Annotated in this window: 22 protein-coding genes (1 of these 22 cut by a window edge); 12 read left to right on the plus strand and 10 right to left on the minus strand. The window is 60.5% G+C overall.

Annotated features, from left to right (window positions below; translation table 11 throughout):
- From AAID99_RS06920 to spt, 3 genes are all read left to right on the plus strand, one after another.
- A protein-coding gene (locus AAID99_RS06920) for a fatty acyl-AMP ligase (RefSeq protein WP_188425878.1) crosses the window boundary here: on the plus strand, positions 1-1,588 show its 3' portion. The gene continues 146 nt to the left of window position 1, outside the view; the window shows 1,588 of its 1,734 coding nt (coding positions 147-1,734); its start codon lies off the left edge, out of view; the stop codon is at positions 1,586-1,588.
- A gap of 171 nt (positions 1,589-1,759) precedes the next feature.
- On the plus strand, positions 1,760-2,017 hold the full coding sequence (locus AAID99_RS06925; protein ID WP_188425879.1) for an acyl carrier protein: 258 nt from the start codon (positions 1,760-1,762) through the stop codon (positions 2,015-2,017).
- Positions 2,014-3,207, plus strand: coding sequence for a serine palmitoyltransferase (spt, locus tag AAID99_RS06930; protein ID WP_498493498.1), 1,194 nt, complete (start codon positions 2,014-2,016; stop codon positions 3,205-3,207). The genes AAID99_RS06925 and spt overlap by 4 nt, the downstream gene beginning before the upstream one ends.
- A gap of 69 nt (positions 3,208-3,276) precedes the next feature.
- On the opposite strand, the gene AAID99_RS06935 is transcribed toward spt, so the two are convergent.
- Complete coding sequence (locus AAID99_RS06935; RefSeq protein WP_188425881.1) at positions 3,277-4,221, minus strand: hypothetical protein; 945 nt, start codon at positions 4,219-4,221, stop codon at positions 3,277-3,279.
- A complete protein-coding gene (locus AAID99_RS06940; protein WP_188425882.1) occupies positions 4,214-5,173 on the minus strand; it encodes a diacylglycerol/lipid kinase family protein in 960 nt (319 codons plus the stop codon). Before AAID99_RS06940 ends, AAID99_RS06935 begins: the two co-directional genes overlap by 8 nt.
- A gap of 167 nt (positions 5,174-5,340) precedes the next feature.
- Between AAID99_RS06940 and AAID99_RS06945 the strand changes: the two genes are divergently transcribed.
- The 6 genes from AAID99_RS06945 to AAID99_RS06970 all read left to right on the plus strand — a co-directional run bounded on the left by AAID99_RS06945 (position 5,341) and on the right by AAID99_RS06970 (position 11,173).
- Positions 5,341-6,243: a metallophosphoesterase family protein gene (locus AAID99_RS06945; RefSeq protein ID WP_498493499.1), complete on the plus strand. Its 903-nt coding sequence runs from the start codon at positions 5,341-5,343 to the stop codon at positions 6,241-6,243.
- Positions 6,243-7,433 (plus strand): LptF/LptG family permease, encoded by a 1,191-nt coding sequence (locus AAID99_RS06950; protein WP_188425884.1) that lies wholly within the window; start codon positions 6,243-6,245, stop codon positions 7,431-7,433. The genes AAID99_RS06945 and AAID99_RS06950 overlap by 1 nt, the downstream gene beginning before the upstream one ends.
- On the plus strand, positions 7,430-8,524 hold the full coding sequence (locus tag AAID99_RS06955; RefSeq protein ID WP_498493501.1) for an LptF/LptG family permease: 1,095 nt from the start codon (positions 7,430-7,432) through the stop codon (positions 8,522-8,524). The genes AAID99_RS06950 and AAID99_RS06955 overlap by 4 nt, the downstream gene beginning before the upstream one ends.
- Positions 8,525-8,628: 104 nt before the next feature.
- The gene (locus AAID99_RS06960; protein WP_498494274.1) at positions 8,629-9,348 is read left to right on the plus strand and encodes a sterol desaturase family protein; all 720 of its coding nucleotides are present in this window, start codon (positions 8,629-8,631) and stop codon (positions 9,346-9,348) included.
- Entirely contained in the window at positions 9,345-10,103 is a 759-nt protein-coding gene (locus AAID99_RS06965) for a nucleotidyltransferase family protein (RefSeq protein ID WP_498493502.1), read from the plus strand. The genes AAID99_RS06960 and AAID99_RS06965 overlap by 4 nt, the downstream gene beginning before the upstream one ends.
- The gene (locus AAID99_RS06970; protein ID WP_188425888.1) at positions 10,100-11,173 is read left to right on the plus strand and encodes a glycosyltransferase family 4 protein; all 1,074 of its coding nucleotides are present in this window, start codon (positions 10,100-10,102) and stop codon (positions 11,171-11,173) included. The genes AAID99_RS06965 and AAID99_RS06970 overlap by 4 nt, the downstream gene beginning before the upstream one ends.
- Here the strand turns inward: AAID99_RS06970 and AAID99_RS06975 are convergent.
- Positions 11,147-11,473: a hypothetical protein gene (locus tag AAID99_RS06975; RefSeq protein WP_188425889.1), complete on the minus strand. Its 327-nt coding sequence runs from the start codon at positions 11,471-11,473 to the stop codon at positions 11,147-11,149. The two genes, AAID99_RS06970 and AAID99_RS06975, sit on opposite strands and share 27 nt — an antisense overlap.
- 50 nt (positions 11,474-11,523) lie before the next feature.
- Between AAID99_RS06975 and AAID99_RS06980 the strand changes: the two genes are divergently transcribed.
- From AAID99_RS06980 to AAID99_RS06990, 3 genes are all read left to right on the plus strand, one after another.
- A complete protein-coding gene (locus tag AAID99_RS06980) occupies positions 11,524-12,075 on the plus strand; it encodes an MmcB family DNA repair protein (RefSeq protein ID WP_498493503.1) in 552 nt (183 codons plus the stop codon).
- An 11-nt stretch (positions 12,076-12,086) separates the two neighbouring features.
- Positions 12,087-12,881, plus strand: coding sequence for an inositol monophosphatase family protein (locus tag AAID99_RS06985; protein ID WP_188425890.1), 795 nt, complete (start codon positions 12,087-12,089; stop codon positions 12,879-12,881).
- A 104-nt stretch (positions 12,882-12,985) separates the two neighbouring features.
- Positions 12,986-13,840, plus strand: coding sequence for a lipid-binding SYLF domain-containing protein (locus AAID99_RS06990; protein WP_188425891.1), 855 nt, complete (start codon positions 12,986-12,988; stop codon positions 13,838-13,840).
- 52 nt (positions 13,841-13,892) lie between these two features.
- Here the strand turns inward: AAID99_RS06990 and mltG are convergent, their stop codons facing one another.
- The 7 genes from mltG to AAID99_RS07025 all read right to left on the minus strand — a co-directional run bounded on the left by mltG (position 13,893) and on the right by AAID99_RS07025 (position 20,288).
- Entirely contained in the window at positions 13,893-14,900 is a 1,008-nt protein-coding gene (gene mltG, locus AAID99_RS06995) for an endolytic transglycosylase MltG (protein WP_498493505.1), read from the minus strand.
- Positions 14,901-14,930: 30 nt separating this feature from the next.
- Positions 14,931-16,193, minus strand: coding sequence for a beta-ketoacyl-ACP synthase II (gene fabF / locus AAID99_RS07000; RefSeq protein WP_371869840.1), 1,263 nt, complete (start codon positions 16,191-16,193; stop codon positions 14,931-14,933).
- Between the two features lie 169 nt (positions 16,194-16,362).
- On the minus strand, positions 16,363-16,602 hold the full coding sequence (locus tag AAID99_RS07005) for an acyl carrier protein (RefSeq protein WP_023978090.1): 240 nt from the start codon (positions 16,600-16,602) through the stop codon (positions 16,363-16,365).
- A 240-nt stretch (positions 16,603-16,842) separates the two neighbouring features.
- Entirely contained in the window at positions 16,843-17,583 is a 741-nt protein-coding gene (fabG, locus tag AAID99_RS07010; protein WP_188425894.1) for a 3-oxoacyl-[acyl-carrier-protein] reductase, read from the minus strand.
- A 19-nt stretch (positions 17,584-17,602) separates the two neighbouring features.
- Positions 17,603-18,574 (minus strand): ACP S-malonyltransferase, encoded by a 972-nt coding sequence (gene fabD, locus AAID99_RS07015; protein WP_188425895.1) that lies wholly within the window; start codon positions 18,572-18,574, stop codon positions 17,603-17,605.
- 74 nt (positions 18,575-18,648) lie between these two features.
- The gene (locus AAID99_RS07020) at positions 18,649-19,413 is read right to left on the minus strand and encodes a hypothetical protein (RefSeq protein ID WP_498493507.1); all 765 of its coding nucleotides are present in this window, start codon (positions 19,411-19,413) and stop codon (positions 18,649-18,651) included.
- A complete protein-coding gene (locus tag AAID99_RS07025) occupies positions 19,410-20,288 on the minus strand; it encodes a class I SAM-dependent methyltransferase (protein WP_498493508.1) in 879 nt (292 codons plus the stop codon). Before AAID99_RS07025 ends, AAID99_RS07020 begins: the two co-directional genes overlap by 4 nt.
- Between the last annotated feature and the right edge of the window lie 57 nt (positions 20,289-20,345).

A 20,345-nucleotide genomic window follows, 5' to 3' on the forward strand; every position in this document is an offset into this window, starting at 1 on the left:
GGCGCTGCCCTATAAGCTTCTGCGCGAGCAGTCGCTTGAGACGGCCCGGCGTCTGCTCGGTGCGGGTCTCTCGGTCGGTGACCGTGTCGCCATCGTTGCCGAAAGCGACGGCGATTTCGCTCGCATCTTCTTTGGCTGTCAATATGCCGGGCTCGTACCCGCGCCATTGCCCCTGCCAATCGCGTTCGGTGGCCGGGAAGCCTATATTTCCACGCTGCGTGGCATGGTCTCGGCTTCGGGCGCCCGCGCTGTCGTCGTGCCGGAACTGATCGGATCATGGACAGCAGATATTGTTGCCGGACTTGATCTCGCTTTCGGCGGTTCGCCTGCCGAGTTGCTGGCCCTTGCCCCATCCGACCAGCCCCTCCCGTCGATTGGCGCTGAAGACCTCTCTTATCTTCAATTCTCATCAGGCAGCACGCGCTTTCCGATGGGGGTTGCCGTCACTCAATCGGCAGGCATGGCCAATGCTCGGGCAATCGCGCGTGACGGCCTCAAGGTCAGGGAGACCGGGGATCGTTGCGTCTCCTGGCTGCCGCTCTATCACGATATGGGGCTCGTCGGGTTCTTCCTGACGCCCATGACCTGTCAGCTGACGGTAGATCTTCTTCCGACGCGCGAATTCGCCCGACGCCCGCATGTGTGGCTCGATCTGATCAGCCGCAATCGCGGCACGATCGCCTATAGCCCCTCATTCGGATACGAACTCTGCGCGCGTCGCCCTGTTTCGGGCGATCTCGACCTATCCTGCTGGCGCATCGCCGGGATCGGCGGTGACATGATCCGCCACCATATCCTCGAGACCTTTGCCGAGCGCTTTGCCGCCTATGGTTTTGATGGCCGCGCCTTTGTGGCGAGCTACGGAATGGCGGAAGCCACGCTCGCGATCAGCTTTGCTCCGCTTGATACAGGCATCGTCACCGATACAATCGACCTGCGCAAGCTTGAGACCGACGGTGTTGCGATCGCCTCGAATGACCCCTCTCATGCGCTGCGCACCTTCGTACTTTGCGGCGTCGCTCTTCCGGAGCATGACGTGCAGGTGCGCAATGCCGATGGCGCCCTTATGCCGGAGCGCCATGTGGGCATGGTTTATGTTCGTGGCCCCAGCCTGATGCGCGGCTATTTCGGCCGCAGCTCCGAGACTGACGAGGTGCTGGACAGCAAGGGCTGGCTGAATACGGGCGATCTTGGTTACATGCTTGACGGTCAGGTGGTCATCACCGGGCGCGCCAAGGACCTTATCATCATCAACGGTCGCAATATCTGGCCGCAGGATCTCGAATGGTCTGCCGAGCATGAAATTGCTTCGCTGCGCTCACGTGACGTCGCCGTATTTGCCGTCGAAGGCAGCGAGGGTGAGCGCGTTGTGGCGCTGGTGCAGTGCCGCGCCACCAATGACGATGATCGCGCAAAACTGCGCGAGGAAACCATGGGTCTGTTCCGCCGTCAGCATGGCATCGACGTTGATGTCATTCTGGTGCCGCCGCATACCTTGCCGCAGACATCGTCAGGCAAGCTGACACGCGCCCGGGCCAAGGCAATGCTTCTGGCAGGTCAGTTCGAAACCAGCCAGACCGCCGCCTGATGCTCGCGGGAGGGACGGCCGTGACGAACTGCTTCCTTCCCTGGTTTCCCGACAGACCCGCATGAGAAGCAGCCGAAGGGTCGCCCTCTGGCCATAAGGCCCACGCTGTCGCATAAGACCCACCATCACGGGGCGCCCGGCGCCCCAATGCCTCTACTCGGAGACCTTGAAATGGCCGATACGGTCGCCTCCATCGCCTCGATGATCATCGACAAATTGCTTGCTAATCCGAAAGTCCCCCGCGACATCACCGGTGAAAGCAAGATTGTGGAAGATCTCGCCTTCGACTCACTCGCCGTCATGAATTTCGTGATGGAGATCGAAGACGAACTCGATGTCTCCGTACCTCTCGACAAGCTGGCCGACATCCGCACGATCAACGATCTTGCAGCCTGTCTCGCGTCTCTCAAAGCCGGTACCGCCTCGTGACCGATATCTTCGCCAAATATGCGGGCCTCAAGACGGCAGCAGCCGGACTGACGGCGCATTCGCCCCGCAATCCGTTCGGGGTGGTGATCGATCATCCGGTTTCGGCCACGGTCGGTCTGATCGAGGGACGTGAAACCCTTCTTTTCGGCACGAACAATTATCTCGGCCTCAGCCAGTCGACAGCTGCCGCCGAGGCAGCCATCGAGACCGTGCGCCGCGAAGGTGTTGGCACAACGGGCTCGCGCATCGCCAACGGCACCTACGCGCTTCATCGCAAGCTCGAAACCCGTCTGGCTGAAGTCCTCCGCCGCCGCCACTGCATGATCTTCTCGACGGGGTATCAGGCCAATCTCGGGGCAATTTCCGCCCTGGCCGGCAAGGATGACGTGCTGCTGCTCGATGCAGACAGCCATGCCAGCATCTATGACGCAAGCCGTCTGGGCTATGCTCAGGTCATCCGCTTCCGCCATAACGACCCGGCCGATCTCGATCGTCGCCTGTCCCGGCTGAAGGATCATCAGGGTGCCAAGCTGATCGTCGTTGAAGGCATCTATTCAATGACCGGCAACGTCGCACCGATGCGCGAATTTGCCGAGGTCAAGAAGAAGCATGGCGCTTATCTCCTCGCCGATGAGGCGCATTCCTTTGGCGTTCTGGGCGAGAACGGCCGCGGTCTGGCCGAGCGCGACGGCTGTGAGGACGATGTCGATTTCGTCGTTGGCACATTCTCCAAAAGCCTCGGTACGGTTGGTGGATATTGCGCCTCCAACCTTGATGGGCTCGAACTGATCCGCCTCTGCTCACGCCCGTATATGTTCACCGCATCGCTGCCACCGGAAATCATTGCCGCGACGCTGGCTGCACTTGATGAGATGATCGCACGTCCCGAGCTTCGCACGCAGCTCTACGCCAATGCAAAGCAGCTCAACCATGGCCTGCATGCGCTGGGTCTGAAGACGAGTGCGCATGTCAGCCCGGTTGTGGCCGTCACGCTCGACAATGTCGAGCAGGCTCTTGCTTTCTGGAATCGCCTGCTGGAACTCGGCGTTTACGTCAATCTGTCGCTCCCGCCTGCAACACCTGACGAACACCCGCTGCTGCGCTGCTCTGTCATGGCAGTGCACACGCCGGAAGAAATCGACCGTGCTCTGGGCATTTTCGCCCAGGTGAAGAAGGACGTTCTGGGGTAATCAGCCGGTCAGCGACCACAGAAAAGGCGAGAGGTTCTCCGAACCCTCGCCTTTTTTTATGCCTGTTTCTTAGCCCTGCATCCCGCTGAGAAAGATCCTGCGGGCTCGCCAGAGCAGTCTCGGCAGGCAGATCAATGGATGTCGCGCCTCAAAGGGAGAGAGCTTCAACACGAAGCCACTATGGCGTTCGATTTTCCAGGCAAGATAGGCAGCCCCATTCTTGAAGGTGAAGGCTGCCTTGATAAGCCGGGCAACGTTGCGCCACCGCCCCTTGCGAGCCATGCGTTCCCATCGACGCTCTGCCCGCAGGCGCTGGGCTGTCGACAGCCTCGGGGCCACACAGCCGCCCGTCTCATCAAAAGCAAGGCCTGCACTTTGCCATGCCGGGCGGGTAAGCGCGGCGTAACGCGCGTCTTGACCCTGCATGATTACAGAACCTCGTGCCGATTGCTCGACACGCAATTCGGCGCGATAGGTACGCCTGAAAAGTGCCTCCCACCATTTTTCGGGGGGATGCGCTCCCTCTTCCAGACGTGCCGCCCAGCCAGCCGCTGTCGTCACGCAAGAGCGGATGATCGAGAGAAGGGTATCCGCAGCTTCAGGGTTTCTCACCCAGACGAGGCGCACCGGCTGGCAGAACCGTGCCCACAGCGTTGTGTCGGCCGAGCGCGGAGACGCCCCGGCACGAAGCTGCTGCATAGTCAGTACGGCAATTTTTGCCCGTAGAACCTGCCCGTCGATTTCATGCTCGGCATAAAAGACATTGGGGGGCAACAGATGATTGGCCAGCATCGCTGCGGGCGACGCCGGCCAGTCGGACAGACGCTCGAGCACGATATAAAAATCGAAAAGCCCTTCGGGGTCGAATTGTCTCAGACCGGAGCCGTAGAAAAGCACACCAAGTGGTCGGGCAATGCCAAGAATCTGCGTGACCAGCGTATGCAAACGCGGGTCGACCGGTGTCGTCAGTTCACCGATCAGGATCTGATCAAGCGCAGAGTCGGCCTCAGTCATGCACAAAACCGAATTCCGGCCCTTCGGAAAGCACAATGCGATGGCTGGCGCCCGGCGAGAAGCGTTCACCGTCCAGCACGAAATCGCCTTGGCAGGTCAGGACGAGCTCACTCGCCTTGCCGCTCGTATAATCGGGACTCTCACGCAGCCAGGCCGGCGCACGACCACGGAGCAGCGCCCAGGTCGCCTGCAGCAGCTTTCTGGGATGATCGGCAACGCGCAGGAAATGCAGGTCGCCGGTTCTCACCTTGCCGGTGTTCCAGAATGGCCAGATACCGAGATTGAGCTTCTGCAATGCGGTGGAGAGAAAAAGAAAACTCAGTCCATCGACCAGCGGCGTGCCATCCACCTCAAGGGTAAGGCGATCTCCCGCCAGCCAGGTCTCGCGCTGTCGTCGCCAGAGCAGGCTGCCAAAAGCACCAACCAGAGTCGCAGCTACCGCCAGATTATGCGGCGCGTAGCGCAGCACATGCGGCGAATGGGCTATGGCAATGGCGCGTGCGTAACCCGAACTGCCCTGAAACATGCCAAGACGCGTCTCATGCTCACCCTCAGGCCAGGAAATCTTGAGAGGACGGCGGGTCTTGCGCGGCAGAACCGCACTGTTTCGATACAGAAGCTTGAGCGCCTCGATACCGCGTGTGGAAAAACCGATATCCTGGGCAATCAGATTGGTATTGCCTGAAGGAAAGATCGCGATATCGGGCAGCGCATCCTCGGGATAGATACGCGCAATGGCGGTCATGACATCGCTGACCGTACCATCGCCGCCGTTGATAGCGACCAGCGGGACATTGCGCCGGGCGAGTTCCGTCACCATCTCCTGCATCTCGTCATGAGAAGAAGGCACGAGAAACCCGTCACCAAGAAGGTCACTCGCCTGGCGCGCGAATTTTCTGCCATCCCGACGGTTCTTACGACTACGCGGGTTATGGATCAGGGCTAGGCGCACGGCAGTATCATTTATGTTACGGTAATCCCTTCAGCCCGACGGAACATCGGGGGTCCGCCTTGCGCGGCGCCATAGCATGACTTAGGCAGCGGGACCAGAAACCGATTGGTCATTTTTAACTTTTGCCGTTACCGGCCTTTGACCTGTCGCTAGGAAGAGAAAGGTTGATGACCCTGACCGAAACCCCCTCTGTGGTTCTGGCGCATCTTTCCGACGTGCATCTTCCACCCCCTGCTTCCCTGCCCTCGTGGCGCCATTTCACCAATAAGCGGGCCCTCAGCGTCGCCTCATGGAAGCGCCATCGCGTCCATCATCACCTGCCCGCGCTTTCGGATGCTGTCCGCGATGACATGCATGCCGCCCGGCCTGATCTGATCCTCAATACCGGCGACCTGACGAATTTCGGCCTGCGGGAAGAATTTTCGAATGCTGCCTCCTGGCTTGGGACCATGGCGGCCCCCTGCCTCGTGGTGCCGGGCAATCATGACGCCATGGTACGCGAACCATGGCATGACACCGCAGCCAAATGGGCGGACTGGACGGAAAAGACGGCCGAGGGCGCCTTTCCCTATCTGCGCGAAGAAGGCGATCTCGCCATTATCGGCGTAAACAGCGCCATACCGACCCCGCCCTTCATGGCCTGCGGGCGTGTCGGCGCAGCGCAACGCGCGCGTCTGGCCGAAATTCTGGATACGACACGAGACAAATGCCGCGTGGTCATGATCCATCATCCCCCACGCGCCGGACTTGTTCCTTGGCGAAAATCCCTGCTCGATCTCAAGGCAGTCGCTGCCATTATCGCGCAGCACGGTGCCGCCTTGGTGCTGCATGGTCATTCGCATGACGCCACACTCTCGACGATTTCGGGCACATCCATTCCGCTCATCGGCGTGCCATCGGCCTCTTTGCAATCATCCAGACCCTGGCGCCATAGTGGCTGGAACCGGATAGCGATTGCCCGCCAGAGCGCCGGATGGGAGATCGACCTGACGACACGCCAATTCACTCAGGCAGAGGGGTGGCGCTGCAGCCGTCATCGCAACTGGCTCATTCGGGATGGACAAGGCTGATGCGTCTTCCCCATTTTCCGACGCTGGACCGCTATCTTCTTGCCCAGCTTCTTCCCCCCTTCGTTGTCTCGCTGGCTGCCGTTCTGGCGGCCCTTCTGCTGGAACGCCTGCTCGTCCTGTTCGACGATCTCGCCGCAGAGGGGAGCTCACTGGCCACTTTCGTCTCGCTGCTGACCGACCTGTTGCCGCATTATCTTGGCCTGGCGCTGCCCGCGGCTCTTTGCGTCAGCGTTTTCCTGATCATCCGGCGAATGAGCGACAATAACGAGATCGACGCGCTTATGGCGAGCGGCGTCTCGCTGCTTCGTATCGCCCGGCCTTATATGTGGTCAGGTGTGGTGCTGGGGCTCGGCAGCATCCTGCTCTACGGCTATATCCAGCCCGTAGCGCGTTACGATTTCCGATCCGGATTTTACTATGCCGCCCATTCGGGCTGGGCACCTCATCTGCAGGCTGGCATGTTCGCCACGACGTCAGGCGACTCGATGCTCACAGCCGACCGCGTCTCGCGCAACGGGACAGTCTTGCATGAGGTCTTCATCCGACAGCGCGAACCCGACGGTGCGGTCCGGATCATCACTGCTCATCGTGGGCTGATTACTGCCGTCCCCTCTCTCAAGCAGACCCGCCTTGATCTGTGGGATGGGCTGATCGTCTATGATCCGCGCGACGAGAGCAACAAGGCCAATCAGACCCGCTTCGAACACAGCATGCGCACTTTCGATCAGAGCCACGATACAGCGGCGTTCCGCTCCCGCGGGATCGACGAACGCGAACTGACACTGGTGGAACTGGCAACCCGTCTCGAGGCCTCCCATCAATCGGATGCGCCTGCCGGCGACGGCGTCATTACCCGCTCCAGCCTGCGTGCAGAACTCGATTTCCGCCTCGCACGCGCGCTCGCCATTCCCTTCATACCGCCCCTTGCCGTGGCACTAGCCATTGGCGCCAAACGACGTCGCCCGATCATGGGTCTCATCGCGCTCGCGCTCGTGCTGGTGGGCTTTGACCACACACTGCAATTCGGTCACGGCCTGATCGCGACCGGCAGGATGAAGGGTCTTTATGCCATCTGGCTGCCTGAAATTCTTTTCTGCACGATCTGCATGGCGTCCATCTTCAGACGCTCACGCGGGTCGTGGCGCCGACGTCAGGCGATCCCCCTCAACAAGGCGAGGCGCCCGGCATGAGCGAGACCCAGGCATCACGCGCGGTGCTGCGCACCCATCTGACACGCTCATTTCTGAGCCGGACCCTGATCTGTGGGGCAATTCTGGTGTCAATGATGGAAATTCTGGGCCTGCTCGAAATGACCACGCCCATACTCGAGCGCCATCTCGGTGCCATGGGCATGGTGCGCTACGCCCTGCTCAGACTGCCAAGCCTCATTTATCAGACGCTCCCTCTAAGCACGCTGATCGGCGCGCTTTTTCTGCTCATGCAGATGACGCTCAACAGCGAGACAGCAAGCCTGCGTGCCGCCGGGCTCTCGACAAGACGACTGCTTCTGCTGCTCCTGCCTGCAATCGGGATCATCAGCCTGGTCGGGATCGCGACGCAGGAAGTCGTTGCTCCACGCGCCGAACTGGCTCTCGCCAAATGGTGGAACAGAACCGACCCTCACGCCGCAGGCAGCGGCCACGGCTTCTGGTTTCACGCGGCGGGTGACGTCGTGCATATCGACAGCTTCAGCGATGGCGGGCGGCGTATCACGAAGGTTGCCGTCTATCACCGCATCCCTGGCGGCGATCTGGTCGCCGCCGATACGGCGCCGGAGCTGCTCTACGACCCGAAGACCGGATGGCAGGCAACCCTTGTGCGCAGCCTTGCGCTCAGAAGTAACCGTGTCGACATCGACCAGCGCAGCAACATCACGCTTCTGCCTGCGAGTGTGACACCCGATACGCTGATCCAGCTTTCGCAGAATTATCCGGTGCTGTCCTTTTGGTCACTCTGGAGCATCCTGCATCGTGGTGGGGCCTCAAGCCTGCCGAAAGCGACGTATCGCATGGCGCTTTTTGCGCCGTTCACTTTGCCGGTCTCGCTCTGCGCAATGCTGTTCCTGGCCTTGCCGGTCATCTATATTCCCCCGCGCACAGGGACGCGCAGCCTGCTGCCGATTGCGGCGCTGGCTGCCGGTTTTGGTTTCATAGTGCTTCAAGGCCTGATACAGGCACTGGGCAATGCGGGAACCCTGCCTGCGTTAATTGCCGTCACGGCGCCTCCCGCCCTGGCATTCCTCCTCGGAGGGGCATGGATAGTGAAGATGGAAGAAAAATGAGCACGTTCAGTGGTGAACAGGCCGAAGGCTTCTGGAAAGCCTTCTGGAATGCCCGGAAAAACCAAGGCTCCCTTCGCACCGGCAGAAGCTTCGACCTTGGCAAGATGAGCCTGCCGCAGCTCTGGATGGCCTATCTCACCTACCCGACCATTCTGTTCTATTTCACCCTGATCGCAATCTCTACCGGGGTCGCTCTGGCTCTCACGCCGAGGCTCGGGCCGACCCTGATCACCATCCTGCTGGTGGTGGGGATCTATCCCTTCGCCTGGTACGCCATCCATCGCTTCATTCTTCATGGCCGGTGGCTCTATCGTAACCCGGTCACGGCCTCGCTGTGGAAGCGCGTCCATTTCGACCACCATCAGGACCCGCATCTGCTCGACGTGCTGTTCGGCTCGCCGCTCAATACGCTTCCGACAATCGCAATTATTGTCATGCCTATCGGATGGGGCATCGGCGGGGCCAGCACGGCTTTTGCCGCACTGGCGACAGGCCTGGTTATGACCTGCATCTATGAATTTTTCCACTGCATCCAGCATCTGGCCTACAAGCCACGCTGGGCATGGGTCAGCAAGATCAAGCAGTTGCATGTGCTGCATCACTTCCATGACGAGGACGGTAATTACGGCATCACCAATTATGCTGCCGACCGTCTTTTCGGCAGCTTCTACAAAGATGCCCGCGCCCGCGCCCGCAGCGCCCATGTCTTCGATCTCGGCTATGATCTCGACGAGGCAAAGCGCTATCCCTGGGTCATGAAACGCACAGGGGCACCGCCCAAGCAGCGTCCGGACGGCGCGAGAAGTGGCAGCAGCGCACGGTGAGTCTTCCCGTTCTGGTTCTTGCCGGGTCACGCGACGGCGCGCAGGACCCGCTGGCCCGCCATGGAAACGTTGCTCATAAGGCCCTTCTCCCTGTCGCAGGCCGGCCCATGATCGATCGCGTTCTTGAGACGCTTTCTGCAACGCCGAGTCTTGGCCCTGTCTACGTCAGTATCGAGACACCCGAAGCGCTTGATGCGCTCGACAGGGCGTTTACCTGCGTCCCCACGGCCAAAGGCCCGAGCGGCAGCGTTGCCCTTGCGCTTGACCGTATCGGCGCACCCCTACTGATAACGACGGCGGATCACCCGCTTCTTCAGCCGGTCTGGATTACCGAGTTTCTTCGCAATGCCGAATTGTCAGGTTGCGACCTGGCCGTGGGCGTTGCCTTGCGTCCCGTTATAGAGCGCGACGTGAAGGGAACGAAACGCACCTATATCCCGCTTAGCGACATGAGTTTTTCGGGCTGCAATCTCTTCCTGCTGCGCACCGATCGTGCCCGCGCCGTCATCGAGCTGTGGCAGAAGCTCGAACGCGACCGCAAGCATCCGCTCAGAATGGCCCGCACTCTGGGCTTTGGCATCCTGCTGCGGGCATTGTTCAGACGCCTCGACAGCGCGACACTCACGTCACGCATTCATGCCCTGACCGGTGCCCGCGTCAGCCTCGTGCCCATGGCCCACGGACGGGCGGCGGTCGATGTCGACAAGCCAGAGGACTTGGCTCTGGTGGAAAAGCTTTTGGCTGAAGCGCCATGAAAATTGCCTATGTGATCAACTCGGTTGAAGGCGGTGGTGCCGCCCTTCCCGTGCCCGCCATCACGCAGGTCATGCGTGAAAACGGTCATGAAGTGATTGTACTCGCCCTGACACGCCGCGATGGACGCGCCATCAAGCCCATGCTGCAGGCCGGACTGACCGTGCATGTGCGCGAGGGCAGCAAGACAGATCATCTGGCAGCCCTACTCTGGCTCAATCGGGAAATAGGCGAGCAGAAGCCCGATCTGATCTGGACCTCACTGACGCGCGCCACCCTTCTCGGACAATTGGTCGGTCTTCGACGCCGGCTGCCGGTGGTAAGCTGGCAGCATTCTGCCCGCCTCAAACCCGCCAATGCCAGACTGTTGCGCCTTATGCGCAGTCTTTCGAAGCTCTGGATTGCCGATTCCACCTGTGTGGAGCAGGAAACAGAGCGCAAGCTTGGCCTGAGTGGCGATAAACTGACCTGCTGGCCGATCTTTCGCGCCAGTGACAGCTTTCCTGTGGCCGTCCCCGGGTCTGAGGCCGCACCGATCCGTATCGGCAGTCTGGGGAGACTGCATCCGGTCAAGGGATATGACACGCTGTGCGAGGCGGTGCGTCTTCTTGGCAAAATCGCGAATCTGCCGGGATACGAGTTCCATATCGCTGGCGAGGGCGAGGAACGTGACCGTCTGGCGGCACTGATCGCTCGCGACAAGCTGCCGATCGTTCTCGATGGCTATAACGCCGAGCCACGACAGTTTCTCTCGACGCTGCAGATCTACGTCCAGCCTTCGCATTGGGAAGGGCTTTGCCTGGCCGCTCATGAGGCCTTGCTCTGCGGCGTTCCTGTGATCGCGTCAGAGGCAGGAGAACTGCCTCATACGATCACCGAGGCCTGCGGCCGTATCGTGCCCCCCAAAGACCCCGAGGCTCTGGCGCTCGCTCTGGCAGACCTGCTGCGTCAGCCAGAACGCCTTGCCACAATGGGTCAGATCGGGCGCAACCGCGTTCTTTCACGCTTCGACGCCGCATCCTTCGACCGGCGGGGCGCAGAAATCCTAGCGCGCCTCGAAAGAACTCTCTGAACGGGTCTGGGTCAGGTGGCTCGAGAGACGAAAATCCATCTGCGCAAAAACGACTGACGCCGCCAGAAGCAGTATCCAGACCATGCGCGCCGCTGCCTGATGCTCAAGCCAGGCAGCAGCACCGAAAGCGATGACGGCAAGCATGTCGAGCCCGAAATGCAGTCGCTCATCGAGATGACCGCACAGAAACCCGATCAGAAACAGAACAATTCCGAAAATGGCGCAACTCAGAGCCTTTTCCCGACGCATCCAGTCAAGAACAGGCATAACCCGATCGGTTGTGTCGCGTTTGTCAGACAAGAGTTTCTCCAGACAGGTGAAAGCAGGGTGCCTTCGATGAGTAACCACAAGTGAGCGACAGGCAAAGTTACGAAGACGACAAGCGGGGCATGACCGATGCGACACCCCCGCCTCTGAGCCTGCCGGAAAACCAGTTTGCCATCAGGCGCGCCATGCTCGGTCTGGCCCGGAATCTCAACTGGGCATGTCTGAACGAGTTCTCCCTGCCCGCTGCCGGTCGCCGGGCCGATATCATGGCCCTTGGCGCCGATGGGCAGTTGCACTGCATCGAGATCAAGTCAGGACCACGCGATTTTCTGACAGATCACAAATGGCCGGAATACCGCGACTGGTGCGACAGGCTGTATTTCGCAGTCGATCAGCATTTCCCTCAGGCCCTCATTCCGGACGATGTTGGGCTCTTCGTCGCGCATGTGATGGAAAGCCCCTCAACCATCGTGCCGGAATGTGCCATGATCCGCGAAAGCCCGTTTGCCAAGCTGGCAACGGCCCGCAGAAAGACCCTGATGCAGCTTTTCGGCCATAACGCCGCGCTGCGTCTCATGGCTCTGGAAGACCCTGCCATGACAGCGTCTCTCCGTGCGGCCCGACGTGTCGAATAAGGAGTGTCTGCATGACCGATCAACGTCTCATCGCCCAACGCCTGGAGGTTGCCCGCGCCGTCGTCGCCGATGCCGCCGCCCTGGCTATGGCAATGAGGCCGCCGCCGGGTGGACCGGTCGGCAGCATGAAAGGCGTGCAGGATTATGTCACTGAAGCCGATATGGCAGTCGAGGCCCTTGTCTCGAAACGGATCGAGGCCCTTTTCCCTGAAGATGGCTTTATGGGCGAAGAGGGAGGACGCCAGCGTGAGGGTGGGCTGACCTGGGTTATTGACCCGATCGACGGCACATCGAACTACGCTCGCGGACGCGAGCGCTGGTGCGTCTCACTTGGCCTGATGGATGGCGCAGTGCCAGCTGCGGGTGTGATCAATGCCCCGGCTCTGGGCGAGGTCTATACGGCCCAGCGCGGCGTGGGTGCCTGGCTCAATGGCAGGAAGCTTACCGCCTCCCCCGTCACAGACCCGAAAAATGCCATGGTGGAAACGGGATGGAGCGCGAAAGTGTCGCCGGAAACCTATGCCAGCCGTGCGAAGGCGTTTCTGGAGCTCGGTATTGCGCCGCGAACAGGCGCCTGTGGCGCTCTGGCTCTTGCTGACGTCGCCTCGGGTCGCAGTGACGGCTATCTCGAAATCGCCATCAATCTCTGGGATGTTGCCGCCGCCCTCGTCATGATTGAGGAAAGTGGCGCGCGCGTCTCACCGTTCCTGCAGGATGGCGGGCTGACCGGATGCATTTCCATTCTCGCAGCAGCACCGGGTGTCGCCGAGCCAATCGCTGCGGCTGCCGGAATGCGCCTTCTCTGACATCCGGTCCGGTTGCCTGATGACAACCATTCTCACGCCATAATTTCCCGTCAGGGCTGGCAGCTCCTGCCCCCTGACGGTTCACGATACGAGGCCCCTCATCCATGGTTTCTCTCTCACGCCGACTCGTCGCTTCCACGGTCTTGCTGGCCGCAGGTCTGACGGCTGTGCCTGCCATGGCGACGCCAAAACAACAGGCTCTGGTCGACCGGGCGACGCTCGCGGTTCAGGATATCTTCCAGGGTACGACACCGAATTCGCGCGCCCAGCGTTACCTGGCCAAGGCGCGCGCCGTGATGGTGTGCCCCTCGGTCTTTCGCATGTCGATCGTTTTTGGTGGCGCAGGAGGCGGCTGCCTTCTGCTGTCACGCGATGCCCGCGGCTCGTGGTCAGACCCGGCCTTCTATACGCTGAGCTCTGCCTCAATGGGACTTCAGCTCGGCGTTGAAAGCTCTGAGCTGATGTTTTTCGTCATGTCCGATCGTGGTCTTCAGGCCCTGCTCGACAGCCAGTTCAAGTTCAGCGCCGGGGCTTCGGCTTCATTCGCCAATATGGGGAGCGGTATCGAAAGCGGCTCTGCCGGTGCCTCAAACACCGATATTCTCGCGCTTCAGAAATCATCCGGACTTTTTGCCGGCGCCTCGCTCGGTGGTTCCAAGCTGACTATCGACAGCGCCTCCAATCGCGCCTTTTACAATCAGCCCGTCGGCCCGGAAGATATCGTTATCTCGATGCGCGTGAACAATACTGGCGCTGACCCGCTGCGACGCGTCCTGATGCAGGTCGTGCAGCAGCAAAGCGCAACACCGGCCCAATCAGCCATCACGGGCGCTGCAACCTCCGCCGCAAGCGGAACGGTAGGCAACAGCCCCTATCCGGCAAATTACGACAGCAGCAAATCATTCACCAGCCAGTCGCATGGCGCCGTGAAGAGCGAAACACTCTCGGCACCGAAGTAAGACGCAAGCGCCAGGGCGGATTTCCTGCCGTCCTGAGCCTGGCCTGTTGACCTCAGGGATGATGGGAGGGGGTCTTGCCCTGGCCAGTTTGCCCCGCCCTGAGGGCTCTCAGAGCCTCGATCCGCGTGTTATGCTCATGCAGATCATGTGAAAATCCGTGCTTGCCTGTACCGTCAGCCACGAAATACAGCATGTCTCCGGTGGCAGGATGCGCAACCGCATTCAGGGCAGCAAGGCCGGGGGAACAGATAGGGCCTGGCGGCAGAGCCGCAATCTCATAGGTATTATGCGGGCCTGCCACATGCAGGTCATCATGGGTCACCGGATGATCCAGCACACCCAGCCCCTCGCTCAGATCGTAGATCGCTGTTGGATCTGATTGCAGCTTCATGCCGAGCGCCAGACGATTGAGGAAGACGCGCGCCACTTGCGGCCGCTCGGCGTCGTCACCTGTTTCCCGCTCGACAATCGAGGCCAGAACCAGCAGATCCCTCGGTGTGTTCAAGACAGGGTCAGGCTCCCTGCCAGCCCAGACGCGGGCGAGAGCCTGCGTCATGAGCGCTTCGAGACGATGCACGATCTGCGCACGCGGCGCACCACGCTCATAGGCAATAGTCTGGGGAAGCAGCGCGCCTTCCTCAATCGCGGGCATGGGACCGGTAAGCAGCGGGTCCTGCGCGATGAGCGTCGCAATCTGCCGCGCCGTGCGTCCTTCGGGAATGGTGAGATGATGGCTGACTGGCGTACCGTGACGCAGCACATCAAGAACATCGAGTATAGAGGCGCCCGTAGCAAAATGCAGTTCTGCAGCATGGAGGGCACCATGCGATCTTGTCAGCCTGGCTATGAGCCTGAACTGACGTTCAGACATTGAACCACCTGGGATAATCCCGGCAGAGGCCAGATCATGGGCGATCATGACGGTGCTGCCGTGAGGCACGACATGATCGACAGGGTTCTGGAGAGGCCCGGGGCGATGTGCGAACAGCCACAGCGCCGCAGCCCCCCCTGCCCCTGCAAGGACAAGAAGCAGGAAAAGGGCAAGAAAGACGCGCTTCATTCCCGCCCCTTCATGATTTCAGGGCGTGGATCAGACGCCCTTGACGATCAGGCTGGCATTGGTGCCGCCAAAGCCGAAGCTGTTGGAAAGCGCAATGTTGATCTTGCGCTGCTGGGCTTCATGCGCCACGCGATCAATCACGCTCTCACGTGCGGGATTGTCGAGATTGAGCGTCGGCGGAGCGACATTGTCACGGATCGCCAGCATCGAGAACATGGCTTCGACCGAACCCGCTGCGCCGAGCAGATGGCCCGTGGCAGACTTGGTTGAAGACATGGCGACACGCTTGGCGTCATCACCGAAGAAACGCTCAACCGCATCAAGCTCGAGGTCATCGGCCATGGTCGAGGTGCCATGCGCGTTGACGTAATCGATATCGGCCGGGGTGATGCCCGCCGAGCGCAGGGCGGCCTTCATGGCGCGGAACGCCCCTTCATGACCCTCTGCAGGGGCCGTGATGTGATGCGCATCGCCCGAGAGCCCATAACCGATGATCTCGCCATAGATCTTCGCACCACGTGCCTTAGCGTGCTCGTATTCCTCAAGCACGACAATACCCGAGCCTTCGCCCATGACGAAGCCGTCACGGTCGCGATCCCAGGGGCGCGACGCTTTTTCGGGAGTATCATTGAAGCCGGTGGAGAGCGCACGAGCGGAGGAGAACCCTGCAATGCCCAGCGGGCAGACAGCGGCCTCGGCTCCACCTGCAATCATCACATCGGCATCGCCCAGCATGATGAGACGCGTGGCATCGCCAATGGCATGCACACCTGTCGCACAGGCGGTCACGGCCGAGTGGTTCGGCCCCTTGAAGCCATAGCGAATCGACACATGGCCCGAAATCAGGTTGATCAGGGCGGAGGGAATGAAGAAGGGCGACAGGCGACGGGCCTTGCCGCTCGCGACTGTCAGAGAGGCATCATAGATGGTCTGAAGACCACCAATGCCCGAGCCGATCATCACGCCGGTCGCGCAACGGTCTTCCTCGGATTCCGGCTTCCAGCCTGAATCCTCGACGGCCTGAATGGCAGCCGCCATGCCGAGATGGATGAAACGATCCATCTTCTTCTGGTCCTTCGTCGGAACCCAGTCCGAGAGCGTCAGGCCGCCTTCTGCTGTCGGGCCTTCAGGCACCTCACCCGCCACATGGGCAGGAAGATCGCTCGGGTCGAAGCAGGTGATGCGGCCAATGCCGGTCTGTCCGGCAATCAGACGCTGCCAGGTCTGGTCCACGCCCACCGCCAGTGGCGTGACAAGCCCCATACCGGTGACGACGACGCGTCTTTCTTTCATTGCCGATAGGTTTGCCATCATGGGCGGACGAAGCTCCAGTCATAAAGGCCAGCTCCCGGCGGGCTGCCATGAGGGAGCGGCTGTAAATCTCGTCGTATGCTCCGGCTCCACTGAAACGGGAGCCGGAGAAAGATCAATGCATCAGGCCGAATGGCCCAATGCAGCCGGATCAGGCGGCCTTCTGCTTTTCGATGTAGTCGATGGCGTCCTTGACGGTCGCGATCTTCTCGGCTGCATCTTCAGGAATTTCGACGCTGAAGGCTTCTTCGAAAGCCATGACCAGCTCGACCGTGTCGAGGCTGTCGGCGCCGAGATCGTCGATGAAGGAAGCGTCAGGGGTTACCTTGCTCTCTTCAACGCCGAGATGCTCAACAACGATTTTCTTAACCTTATCGGCGATTTCGCTCATCTGTTCTGGCTTCCTGTGTGCCCTTATTCGGGCGGTTCGAATCTGTTTTACCATCCGTCTGGTCGCCCAGTCGGTCCCCGTCTTTACTTCAGAGACGGCCTATACTGCCAGTACCCTGAATCGCGGACCGAAGTTCGGACCCCGGCGGGCCTGGACGCCCACGCTTCGGACGAAGCAGCGGGCGCTTAGCATGGTTTACCCTCCCACGCCAAGCTTTGCGTGTCGAAGGCGCTTTTGCCCTCAGGGCATGGCCATCCCGCCATTGACGTTCATGGTCATGCCGGTCACCCAGCCTGCCTCTTCAGAGGCGAGATAGACGACGGCTGCAGCAATATCCTCGGGCTTGCCCATGCGACCGAGCGGGATGGAACCCAGCAGCTTGTCACGCTGCGCATCCGGCAGCACGGCTGTCATGGCAGTCTCGACAAAGCCAGGCGCGATCACGTTGACCGTGACGCCGCGCGAGCCGACTTCCTGAGCCAGCGACTTGGTCATACCGATCATGCCGGCTTTGGCTGCGGAATAATTGGCCTGCCCGCCATTGCCCGTCACACCGACAATCGAGGCGATATTGATGATGCGGCCGCCGCGACGACGCAGCATGCCCTTGAGAGCGGCACGACACAGACGGAAGGGCGATTCCAGATCAACCGTCATGACCTGTGACCAGTCTTCATCCTTCATGCGAATGATGAGGCCATCGCGCGTGAGCCCGGCATTATTGACGAGAATATCGAGCGGCTTGCCAAGCAGGGCCTCAGCCTTGCCCACGAGCGCATCGGCTTCCTCACCGCTTGAGAGATTGGCGGCGCAGACATGCACGCGCTCGCCAAGGCTCGCCGCCACTTCAGCCAGAGCCGGTTCACGCGTGCCGGAAAGCACGAGCTCGGCACCCTGGGCATGAAGGGCGCGTGCGATGGCAGCGCCCAGACCGCCCGAAGCGCCCGTCACGAGCGCCGTCTTGCCTTGCAGATTGAACATTGTCGTTTTCTCCAGGTTTTCAGAGGTCGCGAAGCAGCGCCTCGATTTCTTCCGGGGTACCCGCGTTGCGCGCCGTCATGTCAGGCACGATGCGACGCACCAGGCCTGTCAGCACCTTGCCCGCACCCAGTTCGATCTGTGATGTCACACCCATGGCCGCCATCGCCAGTACGCTCTCGCGCCAGCGCACCGAACCGGTCACCTGCTGCACCAGCAGATCGGCAATGCGGGTTGCGTCCGTATTCTTGCCTGCCGTGACGTTTGTGATGACGGGGATAGCCGGCACCTTGATCTCGGCGCGTTCCAGAGCCTCTGCCATCCTCTCGGCTGCCGATGCCATCAGCGACGAATGAAAAGGCGCAGAGACGGGCAGCAGCACAGCGCGCTTCACACCCTTGGTCTTGGCGAGCGCAATGGCACGCTCAACGGCTGCGAGACGACCCGAGATTACAATCTGCCCGCCGCCATTGTCATTGGCGAGTTCAAGCGTCTCATGAACGAGATCGCCACCCTCGCTTTCGAGACGCGCGGCTTCACGGCAGATTTCATGGGCCAGTTCAGTCTCGACACCGAGCAGGGCCGCCATGCCGCCCTCGCCTGCGGGAACGGCCTCCTGCATAGCCAGACCGCGCAGACGCAGCAGGCGTGCCGTCTGGGCAATGCCCAGCGCGCCCGAAGCCGCCAGAGCGGAATACTCGCCAAGCGAGTGACCAGCCACAACCGTAGCCTTGTCAGAAAGGGCAAAACCGCCTTCGGTTTCGAGCACACGCACCGTCGCAAGCGAGACGGCCATCAAGGCGGGCTGCGCGTTTTCGGTGCGCGTCAGCTCGCCGGCATCACCCGTGAAAATGAGCTTCGACAGATGCTCATCGAGCGCATCATCGACTTCCTGAAATACTTCGCGCGCAGCAGGGAACGCTTCGTAAAGCCCCTGCCCCATTCCGACAGACTGGCTGCCCTGGCCCGGAAACACGAATGCATGCACTGACATCAGTTCTTTCTCACCCTAAGCTTTGAGCAATTCCGGGTGGGTGATGGCGGAGGCCATGCATCGCTGTCAAATTGTTACTTTCGCTCAAGGGCACCATGCAGCGGAAAAGGCAGATCGAGGACGATGCGGGCCAAGGGCTTGCTCGCCTGAAAAACCGCATCACGTGGATAATCCTGCGGCCGGAAAACAAAGCGATAGGGCGTGCCCCCCTGATTGACGACCAGCGGGTGCATCGTGCCGTTCTCGACCACCTCGAACCGGCTGTTCGGGGCAATCTCGACGGTCAGCTTGTGCGTGTCAGGCAAAAGCAGGGCTATCAGAAAACCGCCTTCATCTTCGATGCATCGGTCAAGCTGGTTCAGCCAGTGCTTCGCCTCGCCCTGAGTAAAGCGCGTGGGATCTGCAGGCGTGACGGTAAAGAAAAACCCCACGCTCACCGTCTCTCCCGGGCGCAGCCTTGCGTAAAGCGGGGGATTTGTGTCCCATAATCCTGCGTCACGTGGGAAGACGATCTCGTTTCCGGGCTCGGGAATCAGCCTGATCATTTCATCGCCATTGCGCAGCATCAGACCTGAGCCATAGCCGGGACGATCCCCCGGCTGGATCGTCGCCTTGAGATGCAAGGTGAGACCGCTTCTGTCGGCAGCAGGATAGGAATCAAAGCGCCGGAAAACACGCTCAAGCCGCTGATAGCGTTTCGAGAGAACCACAAAGGGCTGACCGGTAACCTCAATGGTCTCGTCAGAGGCATGGTTTGGCGGCTGCGCCTGTGCCCTTGCCAATCCGACGGCGGAAACGAAAGCGATGACCGCTGCCAGCAGAACTCTGTTTTTCATCACGCGACCTTCTGCAACACAATGAAGACCTGGGGCACACGGGTCGGATCGTCCAGAAACTCGATCACCCTGAACAGCTGCCCCCATTTCTGGACAATATACGCGCGCGGGATGATTGCCTCGCCATAATGCGCCCCCGGATGCGGACGCCTGACAGACGAGGCATGCAGGAAGCGCCCGGCATCATAGCGGGCATTGGCACGCGCTTCATCCGTGAAACTGTCGGCGCAGGCCTCATGCCATCCATGCTCAAGCCTTATCCCGGAGGCACGGCGCAAACGCTGTTCGGCACAAAAAGCGATAAACCGCCTGCTCTGGGTCGTGATGACCGCAAGCCCGCCCGGACGCAGAAGACGGTGAAACTCGTTGATCCATAACCCAGCGATGAATTCATCCAGATGGGAGAATACCGAAAACGAGACAATGATATCGAAGGTGCCCGCACCAATCAGGGTCGGCGGTGCCAGTCTGGTATCAAGGAAACACAGCGCCGGGTTGCAACGACGCGCCTCCATCAGAAACCGCGATGTCGAATCGATTCCGAAAAGATTTTCCGGGCGGATGTCCTTCATGAAGAGACGCAGGATACGCCCCCAGCCACAGCCGAAATCGAGCACTCTCGTTTCCGCAGAGAGCGGTCTGCCGACATAGCGGCAATAAGCCTTGATCTCCCGAAAGAACATGGAGGCCTCGTGAAGCGACACCTCGCCCGAATGTCCGTGAATTTCACTTTGAAGCGACGGAGCGGGAAAATCGGGCATTCTCACGCCCTCGATTTCGGGAAGCTGGAGTGAAGCGACCAGTATCTGCAGCCAGGCCTCATCGCTGCAATGCCTGAATTTTTCGTAAAGATCTGACGCTTCTGGATAAGAAGACATGCGCTGCCTGCAAAAAATAGCGAATTCATGTCTATAATATAGATTAACGATTTATGA

The sequence above is a fragment of the Asaia sp. Ae19-3 genome, from assembly GCF_059801175.1.

Excerpts from the sequence above, each read along its gene's own strand:
- AAID99_RS06925 (WP_188425879.1), top strand. The coding sequence starts at position 1,760 with ATGGCCGATACGGTCGCCTCCATCGCCTCGATGATCATCGACAAATTG.
- AAID99_RS06935 (WP_188425881.1), bottom strand. The coding sequence starts at position 4,221 with ATGACTGAGGCCGACTCTGCGCTTGATCAGATCCTGATCGGTGAACTG.
- AAID99_RS06945 (WP_498493499.1), top strand. The coding sequence starts at position 5,341 with ATGACCCTGACCGAAACCCCCTCTGTGGTTCTGGCGCATCTTTCCGAC.
- AAID99_RS06950 (WP_188425884.1), top strand. The coding sequence starts at position 6,243 with ATGCGTCTTCCCCATTTTCCGACGCTGGACCGCTATCTTCTTGCCCAG.
- AAID99_RS06955 (WP_498493501.1), top strand. The coding sequence starts at position 7,430 with ATGAGCGAGACCCAGGCATCACGCGCGGTGCTGCGCACCCATCTGACA.
- AAID99_RS06960 (WP_498494274.1), top strand. The coding sequence starts at position 8,629 with ATGAGCCTGCCGCAGCTCTGGATGGCCTATCTCACCTACCCGACCATT.
- AAID99_RS06970 (WP_188425888.1), top strand. The coding sequence starts at position 10,100 with ATGAAAATTGCCTATGTGATCAACTCGGTTGAAGGCGGTGGTGCCGCC.
- AAID99_RS06985 (WP_188425890.1), top strand. The coding sequence starts at position 12,087 with ATGACCGATCAACGTCTCATCGCCCAACGCCTGGAGGTTGCCCGCGCC.
- AAID99_RS06990 (WP_188425891.1), top strand. The coding sequence starts at position 12,986 with ATGGTTTCTCTCTCACGCCGACTCGTCGCTTCCACGGTCTTGCTGGCC.
- mltG (WP_498493505.1), bottom strand. The coding sequence starts at position 14,900 with ATGAAGCGCGTCTTTCTTGCCCTTTTCCTGCTTCTTGTCCTTGCAGGG.
- fabF (WP_371869840.1), bottom strand. The coding sequence starts at position 16,193 with ATGAAAGAAAGACGCGTCGTCGTCACCGGTATGGGGCTTGTCACGCCA.
- AAID99_RS07005 (WP_023978090.1), bottom strand. The coding sequence starts at position 16,602 with ATGAGCGAAATCGCCGATAAGGTTAAGAAAATCGTTGTTGAGCATCTC.
- fabG (WP_188425894.1), bottom strand. The coding sequence starts at position 17,583 with ATGTTCAATCTGCAAGGCAAGACGGCGCTCGTGACGGGCGCTTCGGGC.
- fabD (WP_188425895.1), bottom strand. The coding sequence starts at position 18,574 with ATGTCAGTGCATGCATTCGTGTTTCCGGGCCAGGGCAGCCAGTCTGTC.
- AAID99_RS07025 (WP_498493508.1), bottom strand. The coding sequence starts at position 20,288 with ATGTCTTCTTATCCAGAAGCGTCAGATCTTTACGAAAAATTCAGGCAT.